This window comes from Kitasatospora arboriphila (assembly GCF_039528095.1).
In the GTDB taxonomy this organism is placed as follows: Bacteria; Actinomycetota; Actinomycetes; order Streptomycetales; family Streptomycetaceae; genus Kitasatospora; species Kitasatospora arboriphila.
The window spans coordinates 1-14,754 of record NZ_BAAALD010000098.1; the positions used below are offsets into that span (position 1 = coordinate 1).

Annotated in this window: 16 protein-coding genes; 11 read left to right on the top strand and 5 right to left on the bottom strand. The window is 74.7% G+C overall.

The annotated features are described in order from the left end of the window. Both ABD353_RS32770 and ABD353_RS32775 read left to right on the top strand, forming a co-directional pair. A partial coding sequence (locus tag ABD353_RS32770) for a hypothetical protein (protein WP_344627326.1) occupies positions 1–586 on the top strand: 586 nt, incomplete at its 5' end. A gap of 296 nt (positions 587–882) precedes the next feature. Next, positions 883–1,356, top strand: coding sequence for a VanZ family protein (locus tag ABD353_RS32775; protein WP_344627327.1), 474 nt, complete (start codon positions 883–885; stop codon positions 1,354–1,356). Between the two features lie 176 nt (positions 1,357–1,532). On the opposite strand, the gene ABD353_RS32780 is transcribed toward ABD353_RS32775, so the two are convergent. Together ABD353_RS32780 and ABD353_RS32785 are read right to left on the bottom strand one after the other, a co-directional pair. Continuing rightward, a complete protein-coding gene (locus tag ABD353_RS32780; protein WP_344627354.1) occupies positions 1,533–2,291 on the bottom strand; it encodes a class F sortase in 759 nt (252 codons plus the stop codon). A gap of 100 nt (positions 2,292–2,391) precedes the next feature. Then, positions 2,392–2,880 carry a sortase gene (locus ABD353_RS32785; RefSeq protein ID WP_344627328.1) on the bottom strand — a complete coding sequence of 163 codons (489 nt, stop codon included), beginning with the start codon at positions 2,878–2,880 and terminating at the stop codon, positions 2,392–2,394. Positions 2,881–3,204: 324 nt separating this feature from the next. Between ABD353_RS32785 and ABD353_RS32790 the strand changes: the two genes are divergently transcribed. From ABD353_RS32790 to ABD353_RS32800, 3 genes are all read left to right on the top strand, one after another. After that, on the top strand, positions 3,205–3,597 hold the full coding sequence (locus ABD353_RS32790) for a helix-turn-helix domain-containing protein (RefSeq protein ID WP_344627329.1): 393 nt from the start codon (positions 3,205–3,207) through the stop codon (positions 3,595–3,597). 78 nt (positions 3,598–3,675) lie between these two features. Further along, a complete protein-coding gene (locus tag ABD353_RS32795; RefSeq protein ID WP_344627330.1) occupies positions 3,676–4,086 on the top strand; it encodes a VOC family protein in 411 nt (136 codons plus the stop codon). Positions 4,087–4,344: 258 nt separating this feature from the next. Beyond that, a complete protein-coding gene (locus tag ABD353_RS32800) occupies positions 4,345–6,300 on the top strand; it encodes an alpha/beta fold hydrolase (protein ID WP_344627331.1) in 1,956 nt (651 codons plus the stop codon). A gap of 91 nt (positions 6,301–6,391) precedes the next feature. Here the strand turns inward: ABD353_RS32800 and ABD353_RS32805 are convergent, their stop codons facing one another. Both ABD353_RS32805 and ABD353_RS32810 read right to left on the bottom strand, forming a co-directional pair. Next, on the bottom strand, positions 6,392–7,012 hold the full coding sequence (locus ABD353_RS32805) for a polysaccharide deacetylase family protein (RefSeq protein WP_344627332.1): 621 nt from the start codon (positions 7,010–7,012) through the stop codon (positions 6,392–6,394). Between the two features lie 303 nt (positions 7,013–7,315). Beyond that, entirely contained in the window at positions 7,316–7,759 is a 444-nt protein-coding gene (locus ABD353_RS32810) for an NTP pyrophosphohydrolase (RefSeq protein ID WP_344627333.1), read from the bottom strand. Between the two features lie 133 nt (positions 7,760–7,892). Between ABD353_RS32810 and ABD353_RS32815 the strand changes: the two genes are divergently transcribed. After that, entirely contained in the window at positions 7,893–8,144 is a 252-nt protein-coding gene (locus ABD353_RS32815) for a hypothetical protein (protein WP_344627334.1), read from the top strand. A gap of 95 nt (positions 8,145–8,239) precedes the next feature. On the opposite strand, the gene ABD353_RS32820 is transcribed toward ABD353_RS32815, so the two are convergent. After that, positions 8,240–9,229: a helix-turn-helix transcriptional regulator gene (locus tag ABD353_RS32820; protein ID WP_344627335.1), complete on the bottom strand. Its 990-nt coding sequence runs from the start codon at positions 9,227–9,229 to the stop codon at positions 8,240–8,242. A gap of 239 nt (positions 9,230–9,468) precedes the next feature. Here ABD353_RS32820 and ABD353_RS32825 point away from each other — a divergent pair, with 239 nt between their 5' ends. The 5 genes from ABD353_RS32825 to ABD353_RS32845 all read left to right on the top strand — a co-directional run bounded on the left by ABD353_RS32825 (position 9,469) and on the right by ABD353_RS32845 (position 14,692). Then, entirely contained in the window at positions 9,469–10,686 is a 1,218-nt protein-coding gene (locus ABD353_RS32825; protein WP_344627336.1) for a S8 family peptidase, read from the top strand. Between the two features lie 280 nt (positions 10,687–10,966). Beyond that, the gene (locus ABD353_RS32830; protein WP_344627337.1) at positions 10,967–11,863 is read left to right on the top strand and encodes an alkaline phosphatase family protein; all 897 of its coding nucleotides are present in this window, start codon (positions 10,967–10,969) and stop codon (positions 11,861–11,863) included. 2 nt (positions 11,864–11,865) lie between these two features. After that, positions 11,866–13,140, top strand: a complete 1,275-nt coding sequence (locus ABD353_RS32835) for an MFS transporter (RefSeq protein ID WP_344627338.1) — start codon at positions 11,866–11,868, stop codon at positions 13,138–13,140. Beyond that, positions 13,137–14,162, top strand: coding sequence for a TolB-like translocation protein (locus ABD353_RS32840; RefSeq protein ID WP_344627339.1), 1,026 nt, complete (start codon positions 13,137–13,139; stop codon positions 14,160–14,162). Before ABD353_RS32835 ends, ABD353_RS32840 begins: the two co-directional genes overlap by 4 nt. A gap of 341 nt (positions 14,163–14,503) precedes the next feature. Next, complete coding sequence (locus tag ABD353_RS32845; RefSeq protein ID WP_344627340.1) at positions 14,504–14,692, top strand: hypothetical protein; 189 nt, start codon at positions 14,504–14,506, stop codon at positions 14,690–14,692. Positions 14,693–14,754: the final 62 nt, after the last annotated feature.

The following is a 14,754-nucleotide window of genomic DNA, read 5'->3' on the forward strand; positions in this document are numbered from 1 at the left end:
GGTCGCGCAGCCGCTCGTCCGCGGCCGCCCGGTCGTCGGGACGGAAGTCCAGGTGCGGCCGTTCGGTGGCCGGGGTGTGCACTTTCCGGTTCTGGCTCGTTGGGAGGGTGTGGCGGATGATCCGAGTGGTGGTGGGCGACGGGCCGCGCCGATGGTGTGGGCGCTGGCGGTGCGCGAGGGGCCGGACGGCAGGTCGGCGGCGGAGGCGATCGTCGAGGTCGGGCAGGACTGGTACGGCGAACTCGTCGCGGACGCGATGGACAGCGGGTTCGTCCTCGCCGCCGGCGACCCGCCGGCCACCACCGGCGTGGTGGAGGTCAGCGACGGCTGGTTCGAACGGCTGGTGATGGTCGGCGGCCGCGGGGTCTGGGAGCCGCACCCCCCGGTGCAGGCGTCCCCGGTGTGGCTGGCCGCGGCGGCGGAACCGCCCGGGGTGCTGGTCCTCGTCGTCCCGCCCGGCACCTGGCCGCCCGGACTGATGGGCCTTGACCCGATGCAGCAGGCGGAGGCCTTCGGCCGCAGCCTGGAGGCCGCCCGGGTGCGGGGGCTGGTCCTGCACGGCACGGCCGCGGTCGTCGTGCACTGACGCGGTCGTGCCGTGCACCGACGCGGTCGTCCACTGACGGGGTGTCGAATCGCCGTCACGGGTTACACGCAGACCGGCCGGGACACCGGCGCGCGGGATCCGGGGAGGGCGGGGCGATGGTCTTGAGACGCACGGTGACGGGCAGCGGCACGACCGGTTCGGGCGGGAGTCCGGGCGGTGGCCCGGCCGCCGCGGTGGTGGTGCGGTTGCGGGCGGAGGGCACGGCAGCGCGCCGTACCGGGAAGCGGCGACCGCGGGAACCGCAGCGGCCGCTGCCGTTCCTGCACCGACCCGGCGTGGTGCCCGCGCTGGTACGGCTGCTGGTGCTCCTGGTCGCCCTGGCGGCGACCGTGCTGTTCGCGGTGGTGCTCGCCCGGGCCACGCTCGTTCCGCAACCGGGGTCGCGCGGCCTCGTCCACGCCAACCTCAGGCCCGGATCCACCCTGGAGCTGTACCTCGACCGGCCCGCCGTCCGCGAGGCGGTCAAGCAGGTCGGCGGGAACCTGCTGCTCGGGGCGCCGTTCGGGATCCTGCTGCCGTTGCTGTCGCGGCGGGTCGGCGGACTGCTTCGGGTCACACTGCTGACCGCGGTGACGATGGTGCTGGTGGAGTGCGCACAGGCCGTGCTGGTGCCGGGCCGGGCCTTCGACATCGACGACGTGCTGCTCAACACCGCGGGCGCGGTGCTGGTCCACCTGGTGGCGGGCCGCCGGATCGGCCGGGCGCTGCACCGCGCCCCGCGCGCGGCCGACCGGCCCCGTGCGGGATGACTGCGGGCAGGGCCGGTCGTGTCCGCGGAGGCATCTGAGGATGCGGGCGGCCTGTGGCCCAACCATGACCTGGCCCCGGGCCCAGGCCGCCCGGCGCCGACTCTGGCACAGGTGCTCCCCGCTCCGCTGGACCGTCTCAGCAGGCGAAAGGGGGAGCGCTTCCCGGCCGGTCCGGGTCACCCCTCGACGGCGGAGAGGGTGGCGTAGACGACGACGTTGCCGAGGTAGCCGGTGCGCTTGGTGAAGCCGCCGCCGCAGGTGATCAGCCGGAGCTCGGGCAGCCCGGAGGTGTTGCCGTACACCTTCGCGTCGGGGAAGGACTTCTTGTCGTAGACCTCGACGGCGTCGACGGTGAACACCGCGGTGCGGCCGTCGGCCCGCTCGACCTCGACGGTCCTGCCCTTGGTGAGGGCGCCGAGCCGGAAGAAGACGGCGGGGCCGGTACGGGTGTCCACGTGGCCGGCCAGGACGGCGGTGCCGGACGAGCCGGGGGTGGCACCGCCGCCGTACCAGCCGGCGAGGTCCGGCCGGTCGGCGGGCGGGGGCTGCAGTGCTCCCGCCGCGTCCAGGTCCAGCCTGGTCATCGGGGCGTTCACCCCGACGGCGGGGATCCGCAGCCGGACCGGGTCCGAGGGGGGCAGCGCACGGACGGCGTCCGGCGCGGCCGGGGTCGGCGACGTGGCCGGGGTCGGCGACGCGGAGGAGGCCGGCGGCGCGGCCGGCGCGGCGGGCGCCGGGACGGCCGGGGGAGCGCGGGTCGGCGGGGCGGTCAGTGCGGGGGTGGGGAAGGCCTGGGCGGCCGAGGGCTGGGGCGGGTGCTCGGGGTGCGCTCCCCGGCCCACCAGCAGGAGGCCCACCGTGAGGGCGCAGCCCAGCAGGACGGTCGACGGCGTGGGACGGCGCGCGGTGGCCGGGCTGCCGGGGCCGGTGTCCATGGAGATCACGCCTCCGCTGTCTTCGGAAGGGCACTCGGGTGGTCGATTCAGGGGCGCGCGAGGTGCCCCCACGCGCCCCTTTTCACGCAGCCCGGATGGGTCAGCGCTGACCGAGGCGCAGGCGGCGGCGCGCCTTGACCGCACCGCCGACCGCGGCACCGGCCACCAGCAGGCCGCCCAGGGCGATCCGGCTGCCGTCGGTGTCCGCCGCGCCGCCGAGTCCGGCGGCGACCGGGCCGCTGGGCCGGCGGGTGATCTCGACGGTGTCGGTCATCTGGATCCGCGGCGGACACTTGACGGTGACCTTGCTGGCGCCGGGCGCGGCGTCCTCGGGCACCTCGAAGGTGCCGACCAGCACGCCCGCGCGGTCGCCCTCGAAGAGGTGGAACTGGCCGCCGACCTCGGACTCGCCCTTGCCGTAGGTGACGTCGGGGCCGCAGGCCGTCGTGCTGACGGTGACGGTAGAGCCGGGGCTCGCGTGCCCGGGGCCGATGCGGATCCCGGAGTCGTCCGCGGCGGCGGTGGGAGCGGTCAGGGCGAGGGCGCCGAGTGCCAGGGCGGAACCGATGGCGACGCGTGCAATCTGCATGGATGTCCTCCGACGGGCACGTGGCCGGGCCGTCTGCCGGGTGCTGTGCCGTGCCCTCTGCCCGAGGAAACCGACGGACCGTCAGTGCGGCAACCCGGCGGTCGGTCGGCGGGGCCGCCCGTGACGGCGCGTCGCACGCCGGGAGCCGGTGTCCGTGCAGGTGGCGAGGGGTGTCCGGGGGAGGGCGGCGGTGGGCGTGCACATGGCGTCCATCGGGGTGACGGGGCATCAGCCCGATCCGTCCGCGCATCGGGGGCGCGGCCGGTGCCGGACGCCGCCCGGCGGGCCTGTCGCCGCAGGCCGGGGACGTGGTGTGATGGCGCTGTGAGCCGCGCCGCCGAAGACACCAACCGCCGCATGCTCCGGGCCCGGGACACGATGGACCGCCGGTACGCGCAGCCGCTGGACGTCCCGGCCCTGGCCCGGATCGCGCACGTCTCCCCGGCGCACTTCGCCCGCACCTTCCGGACGGTGTTCGGCGAGACGCCGCACCGCTACCTGCAGCGCCGCCGGGTCGAGCGGGCGATGTTCCTGCTCAGGGAGACGGACCGCAGCGTGACGGACATCTGCTACGAGGTCGGGTTCGGCAGCACGGGGACGTTCAGCCGCACCTTCCGCGACATCGTCGGCCGGTCGCCGAGGGAGTACCGCAGGGCGGCGGTGGCCGCCGACGTGCCGACCTGCTTCACGATGGCGTGGACGCGGCCGCACACGTGATCCGGATCGCCGCGCCCCGCGGCGAGGAGCGCAGTTTCGGATAAGTATTCCGTCCGGTCCGGCCCTAGCGTGGTCCCCATGTTCACCTCCATCACGCACTCGCAGATCTACGTCCTCGACCAGGACGAGGCCCTCGACTTCTACGTCGGCAAGCTCGGCCTGGAGGTCGCGGCCGACGTCGACCTGGGCTTCATGCGCTGGCTGACGGTCAACGTCCCCGGCCACCCGGACCGCCAGATCCTGCTGGAGAAGCCGGGCCCGCCGGCCATGTCCGAGGAGACCGCGCAGCAGGTCCGCGAACTCGTCGCCAAGGGCGCCACGGGCGGCTCGCTGATCTTCAGCACCGACGACTGCCGCAAGACCTACGAGACGCTGCTCGGCCGCGGCGTCGAGTTCACCGAGGAGCCCACCGAGCGGCCGTACGGCATCGACTGCGGTCTGCGCGACCCGTTCGGCAACAGCCTCCGCTTCACCCAGCCCAAGGGCTGAGCCGGCAGGTCGGCGCGGGGGCGCGCCGTCCGTCCGTCCGCGGCGAGGCGTTCCAGCCGGCGCCGGAGGAGGGTGGTCTCGGCCGGCTCCAGGGCGCTGCCGGCGGCCGGGCCGAGCTGGGCGTGCAGGCGCAGGGCGGCGGTGCGCAGCGGGCCCCGTCGTCGGGGGCGGCCGGTTCGGCGAGGACCTGGGCGAAGACGGCGTCGCGCATCCGGCGGGAGAGCCCGGGGTCGGCGAAGAGGGCGGGCCGTCGAGGCGATGAGCCTGATCCTGGCGCGCGAGCTGCGCGGCCGCGACACCACGGTCGACGCGGTCGCGCCCGGTCCGACCGCCACCGACCGGTTCCTGCACGGCAAGGACGAGGAGACGATCGCCCGCCTCGCCGCCCGGCCGCCGCTGCAGCGGCTCGGCACCCCGCAGGACATCGCCGAGGTCGTCGCCTTCCTGGCGAGCCCCGGGCCACCGGGTCAACGGCGGGGTGCTCCGCGCCGACGGCGGCATCGTCCGAACGCGGGGACGGCTCCGGCGGGCTCCGGCCGACGGTGCGTCACCGGGCATGTCGTGTACGCGTCTTCCCCTGGCGGCGGCGGGCTGGCACGCTGGTCGGGTTTGCCGACACCGGGAGGTCCCTTGTTACGCCTGTCAACCCTGGCCGTCGCGCTCACCAGCGCGCTCGCCCTCGTCACCGGCACGGCCGCCACCGCCTCGGCCGCACCGGACCGGGCGCCGGCCACGGTGGAGCCGGTCGCCTGGACACCGTGCAACCCCGACCCGTCCAAGCCCGACCCGAAGATCTACGACTGCGCCGTCTACCCCGTTCCCCTCGACTACGCGCACCCGTCCGGCGAGAAGATCGGCATCGCGATGATGCGCCGCCGCGCCGGGAACCCGGCCAAGCGGATCGGCTCGCTCTTCCTCAACCCCGGCGGCCCCGGCGGCAGCGGGTACCTCTGGGCCACCACCACCAGGTTCGAGCCCCGCGTCACGGACAGCTTCGACCTGATCGGCTTCGACCCGCGCGGCGTCGCCCGGAGCAACCCCCTCAAGTGCTTCACCACCGACGAGGAGGCGGCCGCCGTCTTCGACCGCGCGGTCGGCGTACCGGTCACCCGGGACGAGATCAGCGGCACCCTCGCCGCCGACAAGGACTACACCGACGCCTGCGCCCGCAACGCCGGCGAACTGGTCAAGCACATGTCCACCATGAACGTCGTCCGCGACCTCGACCGGATGCGGCAGGCCGTTGGCGACACCGGACTCACCTACGCCGGCTTCTCCTACGGCACCCTGATCGGCGCCACCTACGCCAACATGTACCCCGACAAGGTGCGTGCGCTGATCGTCGACGGCAACGTCGACCCGCAACTGCGCCTGCGCAACGGCCTCGAGTACGACCGGCAGCGCGCCACCGGCTTCGAACTCGCCCTCGGCGAGTACCTCAGGCGCTGCCAGGCGGCGGGCGCGCCGCGCTGCGCCTTCGCCGGCTCCGACACCCGGGCCAAGTTCGACGCCCTGCGCGACCACCTGCGCACCGCGCCGGTCACCCTGCCGGACGGCTCCACCGTGACCCTGTCCACCTTCACCAGCCAGGTCGCCAACGCCCTCTACGCCCAGACCCGCCAGGCACCGCTGGCCCGCTCGCTCCAGGCACTGCACCAGGTGGTGAACCCGCAGCAGACGCTCGGCGCCGCGCCCTCCGCCGAGGAGGCGAAGCTGCTGGCGACGCCCGCCCCGGCCGCCCTGCGGGAGGCCCCGGCGGACACCCCGTACAGCTCCGACGACTCCTACTACGCCGTCAACTGCCAGGACAAGCCCTTCCCGCCGGCCCCGCAGCTGTTCCCGCTGGTGGCCCGCGCCTGGGAGCTGGAGTCGCCGACCTTCGGCCGGTACCAGGCCTTCGACGCGCCGCCGTGCGCGACCTGGCCCGCCCCGGCCCTCACCTCCGAGCGGTACACCGGCCCGTGGAACCGCAGGACGGCCACCCCGGTCATGGTGATCGGCAACACCTTCGACCCCGCCACCCGCTACGCCTTCGCCCAGCGCATGCAGCAGGAACTGGGCAACGCCGTGCTGGTGACCGTCGACGTGGTCGAGCACTGCGCGGTCGGCCGCAGCGCCGCCCTGACCACCCTGGTCACCTCGTACCTGGTCGACCGGACCGCGCCCCGGCCCGGGCAGCTCCTCAAGCCGGACGCGGACGCGTTCCCGGCGTGAGCCGCACGCCCCGCTGAACCGGCCCGACCGTACCGGCCCGACCCGGCTCCGACGGCCGACCGCCCAGGTCGGCCGTCGGGCCGTCGGGCCGTCAGGCGAACAGCTCGGAGGCGGTGACCGCGCGGAGCCCGCGGGCGTCGAGGTCCTGCAGGATGGCGGGCAGTGCGAGCACCGTGCCCCGGTGGCCGAAGTGCAGGCTCACCACCGAGCCGGGCCTGATCCGGTCCATGACGTTCCGGTGGACGGCGGTCGGCCCCGGGTCGGTGTAGTCGAGCGAGTCCACGTCGTACCCGAGGCAGTGCTCGTACCCGGCCCTGCGGGCCTGCTCCATGACGGTGGGCGTGCAGTACTCCGTCTGCGAGGGCCGCAGCCAGCGGCCCTTCGAACCGGTCAGGCGCTCCAGCCGCTCCGCGCAGCCGGCGATCTCGGCGTACGCCGCGTCCGCGCCCATCGAGGCGAGGTTGCCGTGGCTCAGGGTGTGGTTGCCCAGCTCGTGGCCGGCGTCCAGGATGCGCCGGGCGATCTGCGGCTGGTCGTCCAGCCAGGTGCCGACCGCCAGCACGGTCATCCGAGCCCCGGCGGAGGCGGCCTCGGCGAGCAGCGCCTCCGCGATGTCGGCACTGCCCTGGCCGTGGAAGGTCAGCGCCACCTTGTGGCCGTCCCGCGGGCCGGCGGACACCTGGAAGGGCAGGCCGGCCGGCAGCGGCGGCATCGCGGCAGGGCTCGACGCCGTCGCGCTCGGGCTCGGCGACGGCGACGGGGGCGGCGAGGCTGGTCCGGAGGAGTGTGCCGCGGCGGGGGCCGCCCTGCCCCGGCCGGCACAGGCCGCGGCGGCCGCACCCACCGCGCCGAGACCCACGGCCCGCAGGAGGCCCCGGCGGTCGATCGGATTCACGGTCGAGACCATACGGCTTCCACGGCGAACCGCCACTCGGGCGGCGGCCGGTCACGGCGACCGACGGGCACCGGCCGGGAGAGGGCGGAGTCGTCCGTGGCCGGAGCGGACCGGACGCGGTCAGGTCGGACGGACCGTGCGGGGCCCGGTGACCTCGGCACCGAGGGCGGTCACCCGGTCACGCAGGCCACGGTCCGCCGTGACGACCAGACAGCGGCGCGGCGGCACGCCGGACACGGCCTGCTCGACCACGGCGACCACCTGGTCGTCGCCGCTTCCGGGCGCCTCGACCACCCGGACGCGGGGCAGCCCGGGAACGCCGCGGGCCGCGCCCTCCACGACGAGGACCACCTCCAGCGGACCCGTCCGTGCCCACGGCGGCAGCCCCGCGCGGTCGTCACCCAGCCCCGCACCGGCCAGCGGCACCAGGGCGTCGCGCAGCCGTTCGGCCGCACCCCGCCGGTCCCGCCACCAGCCGTCCGGCACCGAGCCCACCACGTTGGCCGCGTCCACCACCAGCAGCGGCGCGGCCTCCGTAGGCCCGCCCGCGTCCTGCTCGCCCATGGCAGCCAAGGGTGTCACACCCCGCGGACCCCTTACTGACGGGCCGGTGCGACGGCCATCCGGGTGGACGGCCATCCGGGTGCGGCGCCGTGTCGCGCCGCCCCGGACGGGCCGCGGCGGGTTTGATGAAGCCATGGAGTCCGATCCCACCGAGCCGTACACCGACGAACTGCTGGCCCTGGCCCCCGGCCTGGCCCGCCCGGCCGCCGACCTCTTCGTGCGGCGGGTGTTCGAGGGCGGCGTCGAGCACGGCGCCCGCACCGCGCTGGCGAACGTCGCCGCCACCGAGCACGAGAAGGACGCCCAGCTCCGGCGCCTCGGCGAGCGCCTGGTCGAGCTGGGGGAGGACCCGCTCGACGTCGCCCGACTGCTGAGCCGGGACTGAGCCGGGGCCGGGCCGGGCCGGGCCGGGGCCGAGCGCTTCGTGAGCGGTGACCGCCGGCGGTGACCGTCAGCGGTGACCCGTGACCGGAGGCCGGATCAGAGCCAGCCGTTGCGCGCCGCGTGCAGGGCCAGCTGGAAGCGGGTGCGCGAACCGGCCCTGGCCCCGATCTGCTCCAGGTGCCGGGAGAGCGTCCGGCGGCTCACCCCGAGGAGCTCGGCGATGGTGTCGTCCGTGACGCCGGTGGCGAGCAGCTCCAGGATGCGGCGCTGCACCGGGCCGAGCCCCGGCGGCGAACCGCTGCCCCGGTGCATCGGCAGCGCCGTCCGCCACGAGGTCTCGAACAGGCCGGTGAGCGCGGACAGCAGGCTGGACGGGTGTACCAGCAGCAGTGAGTCGTTGACCTCCGCCTCCACGAACGACATCGACACGATCGCCAGCCGACCGTCGAAGACCGTCAGCTTCACCGGCACCGTCGGCAGCACCCGCGCCTGCTCCCCGGCGGCGATGCACGGCCGGATGTTGGCGTCGTAGTAGGCGGTGTTCTCCACCGCCGAGCGCGAGTACACCACCCGGTAGACCACGCCCCGCTGCAGGTTGCGCTCCTCCACCGGGTTGGCCGACCCGTCCGTGTGGTATGGCGGCGAGTCGAAGCGCAGCACCTCGCTCTCCGCCGCCGCCTCGATCTGCCAGATCCGCTCCGCGACCGCCGGTCCGGTCACCACCTCCAGCAGGTCCTCCGTCGCCTGCGGGCTGACGGTGCGCCGGTAGCCGCGGTAGGCGTTCACGGCGGCCTGGTGCGCCCGGTGCAGCTCGGCCGTGCGCGTGTGCGCCAGGTGGTCGAGCGCCAGGGACGGCTCCACCGGGGCGTGCTCGCCGCCCTCCGAACCGGCCTCCGTGATCAGGCCGAGTCTTCGCAACTCGGCCAGCCGGAGGTCCAGCTCCTCCGTCCCGCGGCCGGCGCCGAGCCGTCCGGCCAACTCCTCGCGACGGCAGGGCCCGCCGGCCAGCAGCGCCGCGTAGACCTCGGCCTGGCGCCGGGTCAGGCCCAGTCGGGCCAGGTGCGTCCCCAGGTCCTCGTCGGTCAATGGGCCGGCCTCTCCGTGCGGATCGCGGCGCCGGGTGCGCGCCGGTGGGCTGCATGGTGGCACGTCCCGCGGCCGGCGCACCAGAACGGACGGGACGGAAGTGACGGAGGGTCATGGCGCGGCGGGCGCCCGTCCGCGTCACTGGCCTCCCTGTGCCACCGTTCCGGGCGCGCCGGCAGTAGACCGTTCCTGCCCCGGACGGTCCGGGACAGCAACGCTCCACCGAACGGGAGTCACCCGTGCCCAAGCACCGCGCCCACCGCATACGCCGCAGGACGATCGCCGCCACGGCGGGCCCCACGGTGGCGGTCACCTCCGCCGACGCGGCGCCGCCGCCCACCGGCAAGGTCCGCGCCGCGGCCGCCGAACCGATCTCCGGCCGCTACCTGGTGGTGTTCGAGAACACCGGCGGCGCGGCGCAGCAGGCCGCCGCGGTCGCCCCGGCCGCCGCCAGGATCGCCCGGGAGCACGGCGGCACCGTCCGCACCGTCTTCGACACCGTGCTGCACGGCTACGCCGCCGAGATGACGCCGGACCAGGCGCAGCGGGTCGCCGCCGACCCGGCCGTCGCCTACGTGGAACAGGACGCCGTGCAGCACCGCTCGTCCACCCAGCAGAACCCGCCCTCCTGGGGGCTGGACCGGATCGACCAGCGGAACCTGCCACTGGACCACGGCTACAGCTACGCCGGCACCGCCTCCAACGTGACCGTCTACCTCGTCGACAGCGGACTGCGCACCACCCACGGCCAGTTCCAGGGCCGGGCCTCGATCGGCGTCGACGAGGTCGGCGACGGCCGCAAGGGCGCCGACTGCCTGGGCCACGGCACCCACGTGGCCGGCACGGTCGGCGGCAAGGACTACGGCGTGGCCAAGGGCGTCAAACTGGTCGCCGTCCGGGTGACCGACTGCCACGACAGCGCCTCGACCTCGGCGATCGTCGCCGCCGCCGACTGGATCACCAAGAACGCCGTCAAGCCGGCCGTCGTCAACATGAGCATCAACGGCGGGGTCAGCGCCACCGAGGACACGGCGATCAAGCGCTCGATCGCCTCGGGCGTCACCTGGGTGGTCTCCTCCGGCAACAGCAACTCCGACGCGTGCAAGAACTCGCCCGGCGACATCGCGGAGGCCATCGTCGTCAACAACGCGACCTCCGACGACATGCGCCGCTCGGACTCCAACTGGGGCTCGTGCACCGACCTGTTCGCGCCCGGCACCGGCATCGTCTCCGCCTGGAACACCGGCGACAGCGCCACCAATTCGCTCACCGGCACCTCCATGGCCGCGCCGCACGTCACCGGTGCCGCCACGCTGTACCTCTCGGCGCACCCGGACGCCACCCCCGCCCAGGTGCAGAGCGCGCTCCTCGGCGCCGCGACCACCGGAAAGATCGGCAACGCCGACAAGGGCACCCCCAACCGCCTGCTCTACACCGGAAGCCAGCCGGCCCGCTGACCCGCCCCCGCGGCCCCGCCGCGGAAGCCCGCCGCAGGACGACCGGTTGACGAATCCACAGTTTTGAACCGGCTCGCGGAACGGCGATCACCCCGGAACTCCCCGCCCGCAAGGGAACCGCCGTCCACCGAATTGGGCCGACCTCGACAGGTGGCACCGCGCCGACCGCACCGACCTTGACGCACCCCGGCCGCGGACAGGAACGTCGAGCCGCGTCCGAGGCGGTGGGAGGCGCCCCGCAGATCCCGGACGATCCCCCTACACACCCCTGGAGACAGACATGTCCAACGCTCGCCCGAACCGGCACCGCCGCACCCGCACCAAGGCCGCGATCCTCCTGGCGGTGCCCGCGGCGCTGACGGCCGGGGTCGCGGCCACCGTCGCCGGCGTCAACAGCGCCTCGGCCTCGGCGACCGTGCCGAAGCCAGACCACGTCGTCGTCGTGATGATGGAGAACCACGCCTACAGCCAGATCATCGGCAGCAAGGACGCCCCGTACATCAACCAGCTCGCCAAGGGCGGCGCCGTGCTGAAGGCCTCGTACGGCATCACCCACCCCAGCCAGCCGAACTACTTCGCGGTCTTCTCCGGCAGCACCCAGGGCATCACCGGCGACGGCTGCTACCAGGTCGGGTCGATGCCCGCCCCCAACCTCGCCTCCGAGCTGATCGCCGCCAAGCAGACCTGGGCCAGCTACAACGAGTCCCTGCCCAAGGAGGGCTCCACCACCTGCAAGGAGGGCAAGTACGCGCAGAAGCACAACCCCTGGTTCGCCTTCAAGAACGTCCCCACCAGCACCGGCAAGACCTTCGCGCAGTTCCCCACCGACTTCACCGAGCTGCCCAAGGTCTCGTTCGTCGTCCCGAACCTCTGCTCCGACATGCACGACTGCTCGATCGGCACCGGAGACGGCTGGCTCAAGAAGAACCTCGACGCCTACGCCTCCTGGGCCAAGACCCACAACAGCCTGCTCGTCATCACCTACGACGAGGACGACAAGCACAGCGGCAACCAGATCCCCACCGTCCTGTACGGACAGCCCGTCAAGGCCGGATCGGCACCCACCACCAAGTACAACCACTACGACATGCTCCGCACCCTGGAGGACCTCGCCGAGGTCGGCAGCCACGCCGGCAAGGCCGCCAGCGCCTCCGACATCACCGGCGTCTGGAACTGACCGTGTACCTCGCGGACAGCCGTTGCACCCGCCCCGCCACCCCCGCCGCCGCCCCGGCCGCCCGGCTGGGCCGGCCCGCGCGGATCGCCGGCACCGTCCTCGCCCTCGGGACGGTCAGCCTCATCACCGACATCTCCTCCGAGATGGTCACCGCCGTCCTGCCCCTCTACCTGGTCACCGTCCTCGGCGTCTCGCCGCTCGGCTTCGGACTGCTCGACGGCGTCTACAACGGCGCCTCCACCGCCGTCCGGCTGCTCGGCGAACTCCTCGGCGACCGCGGCGGCAGCCACAAGGCCGTCGCCGCCGCCGGCTACGGGCTCTCCGCCCTCTGCAAGCCGATGCTGCTGCTCACCCGTACCACCCCGCTGATCGGACTCGTCCTCGCCGTCGACCGGGTCGGCAAGGGCCTGCGGACGGCCCCCCGGGACGCCATGATCTCCCTCGCCACCCCGCCCGAGCAGCGCGGCCGCGCCTTCGGCCTCCACCGCGCCATGGACACCGCCGGCGCCCTCACCGGTCCGCTGCTCGCCTTCCTGATCCTGCGCGCCGCACCCGGCGGCTACCACGCGGTCTTCACCGTCAGCTCCTGCGTCGCGGCGCTCGGCGTGCTCGTCCTGGTGCTGCTCGTCCCCGGCCGCCTGCTGCGCCGCGCCGAACCGGGGCGCGTCGCCCGGTTGCGGCCGCTGGAGACCCTCCGGCTGCCCGGACTGCGCCGGATCGCCCTCTGCGCGACCCTGCTCGGACTCGCCACCGTCAGCGACTCCTTCGTCTACCTGCTGCTGCAGCGCCGCCTCGGCCTCTCCGCCGGCTGGTTCCCGCTGCTGCCGCTCGGCACCGCCGCCGTCTACCTGCTGCTCGCCGTCCCCCTGGGAGCCCTCGGCGACAAGACCGGCCGCCGCCGCACCTTCGTCTTCGGCCACGCCGCCCTGCTCGGCGGCTACGCCCTGCTGCTCCTGCGTCCCGGCACCGGCGTGCCGCTCGCCGCCGCAGTCCTCGCCCTGCACGGCCTGTTCTACGCGGCCACCGACGGCATGCTCGCCGCCGCCGCCGCGGGCACCGTGCCCGAGGAGTGCCGCGGCGCCGGCCTCGCCCTGGTCGGCACCGGGCAGGCCGCCGGACGGTTCGCCGGCTCGATCGCGGTCGGCGCGCTGTGGAGCCGGTGGGGGGACACCACCGCGCTCGCCGTGATGACCGGCGCGCTCGCGATCGCCGCTGCGGCCGCCGTCCGGCTCCTCGGCCCGCAGCCCGACCACCCCGGCCCGGAGGAGGCCCGATGACCCTCGCCCGCCGGCTGACCGTCCTGGTCACCGCCACCGTCCTGCTCCTCCTCGCCGGCACCTGGACGGTGCTGCGCGCCGCCGACACCACCCGGCAGGACCGCCGGGCATCGGCGGACGACCCGCCGAGCGAACCCGGCACCGTCACCCTCGGCCCCCGGCCCGACGGGCCGCGCCTGGTCTTCCGCAGCATGATCTGGGGCCCGCACCGCGACGAACTGGCCTCCGTCCCGCTCGACCACCCCGGCGCCACCCGCACCGTCTCCGCCCCCGACTGCCTGCGCTTCCACGCCGCCGCCGGCACCGGCAGCTGCCTGCAGGCCGTCCACGGCGTCCTGCAGGACACCTACCGCGTCGCGATCCTCGACCGCGACCTGCACGAACTGCGTCACTACGACCTGGCCGGCATCCCCACCCGGACGAGGGTCTCGCCCTCCGGGCACATGGTGGCCTGGACGGTCTTCGTCGGCGGCGACTCCTACGCGGGCACCGACTTCTCCACCCGCACCTCGATCCTCGACACCCGCACCTGGACCCTCCAGGAGAACCTGGAGACCTACACCGCCACCGTCGACGGCAAGCCCCACCAGGCCCCCGACACCAACATCTGGGGCGTCACCTTCGCCGACGACGAGCACTTCCACGCCACCCTCGCCAGCGGCGGGAAGACCTGGCTGGTCGCCGGCAACGCCGTCGAACACACCCTCACCACCCTGCACGGCAACGTCGAATGCCCGTCCCTGTCGCCCGACGGCACCCGGATCGCCTACAAGAAACGCGTCCCCGGCCTGTCCGAGGACGAACCCTGGCGGCTCCACGTCCTCGACCTGAAGACCATGGCCGAGACCGCGACCGCCGAGCAGCGCAGCATCGACGACCAGGCCCTCTGGCTCGACGACCACACCCTCGCCTACGCCCTGGCCAGCGACGACGGCTCCGCCCTGTGGCGCGTCCCCGCCGACGGCACCGGCAGTCCCGCCCTGCTCGCCGCCGCCGCACTCGCGCCCGCCGTCGTGCGCTGACCCCGCCCCGGCCGGTCCGCGGGCCGGCCCCCGGACGTCCCACCGCCGCCCACCGCAGCCCCCGGACCGGCGGCGGTGGGACCTCCTCGCCACCCGCATCCGCCCGGAACACCGCCCCGCGCACCGGTGCACTCCCCGCAACCGTCACGACCGCCGCCGCTACGACCCCGAGCACGGCCTCGCCGTCTCCGAACTCCTCTTCGACCTGCCGTTCCAGCCCGGCCGGTCCGCGGTCGTCGAGTACAGCTACGCCTACCCGCAGGCCGGGCCCGCCACCCAGTACGAGCGGATGGTCCGCTTCCCCGGCAAGCACCTGGTGCCGCGCCCGCTTCGACGGCCGGATGCTCCCCGGCGGCTGCCGGCTCGCCTGGCGCCCCTGCCACGACGCCCCGCCGCAGGGACCGGAGGAACTGCGCATCTCGCCGACCGGCCAGGCCTGCGCCGTCCTGCCCGCCACCGAACCCGGCGTCTACGGCCTGTTCTGGGAGTGGGGCGACCACCCCCTTCCGGGCGGGCCGCCCACGCACTGACCGCCGCCCGCACCGCAGGTTCTCCCGCCGTGCCGCGGGGAAGGCATCACAGCGGGCGGCCG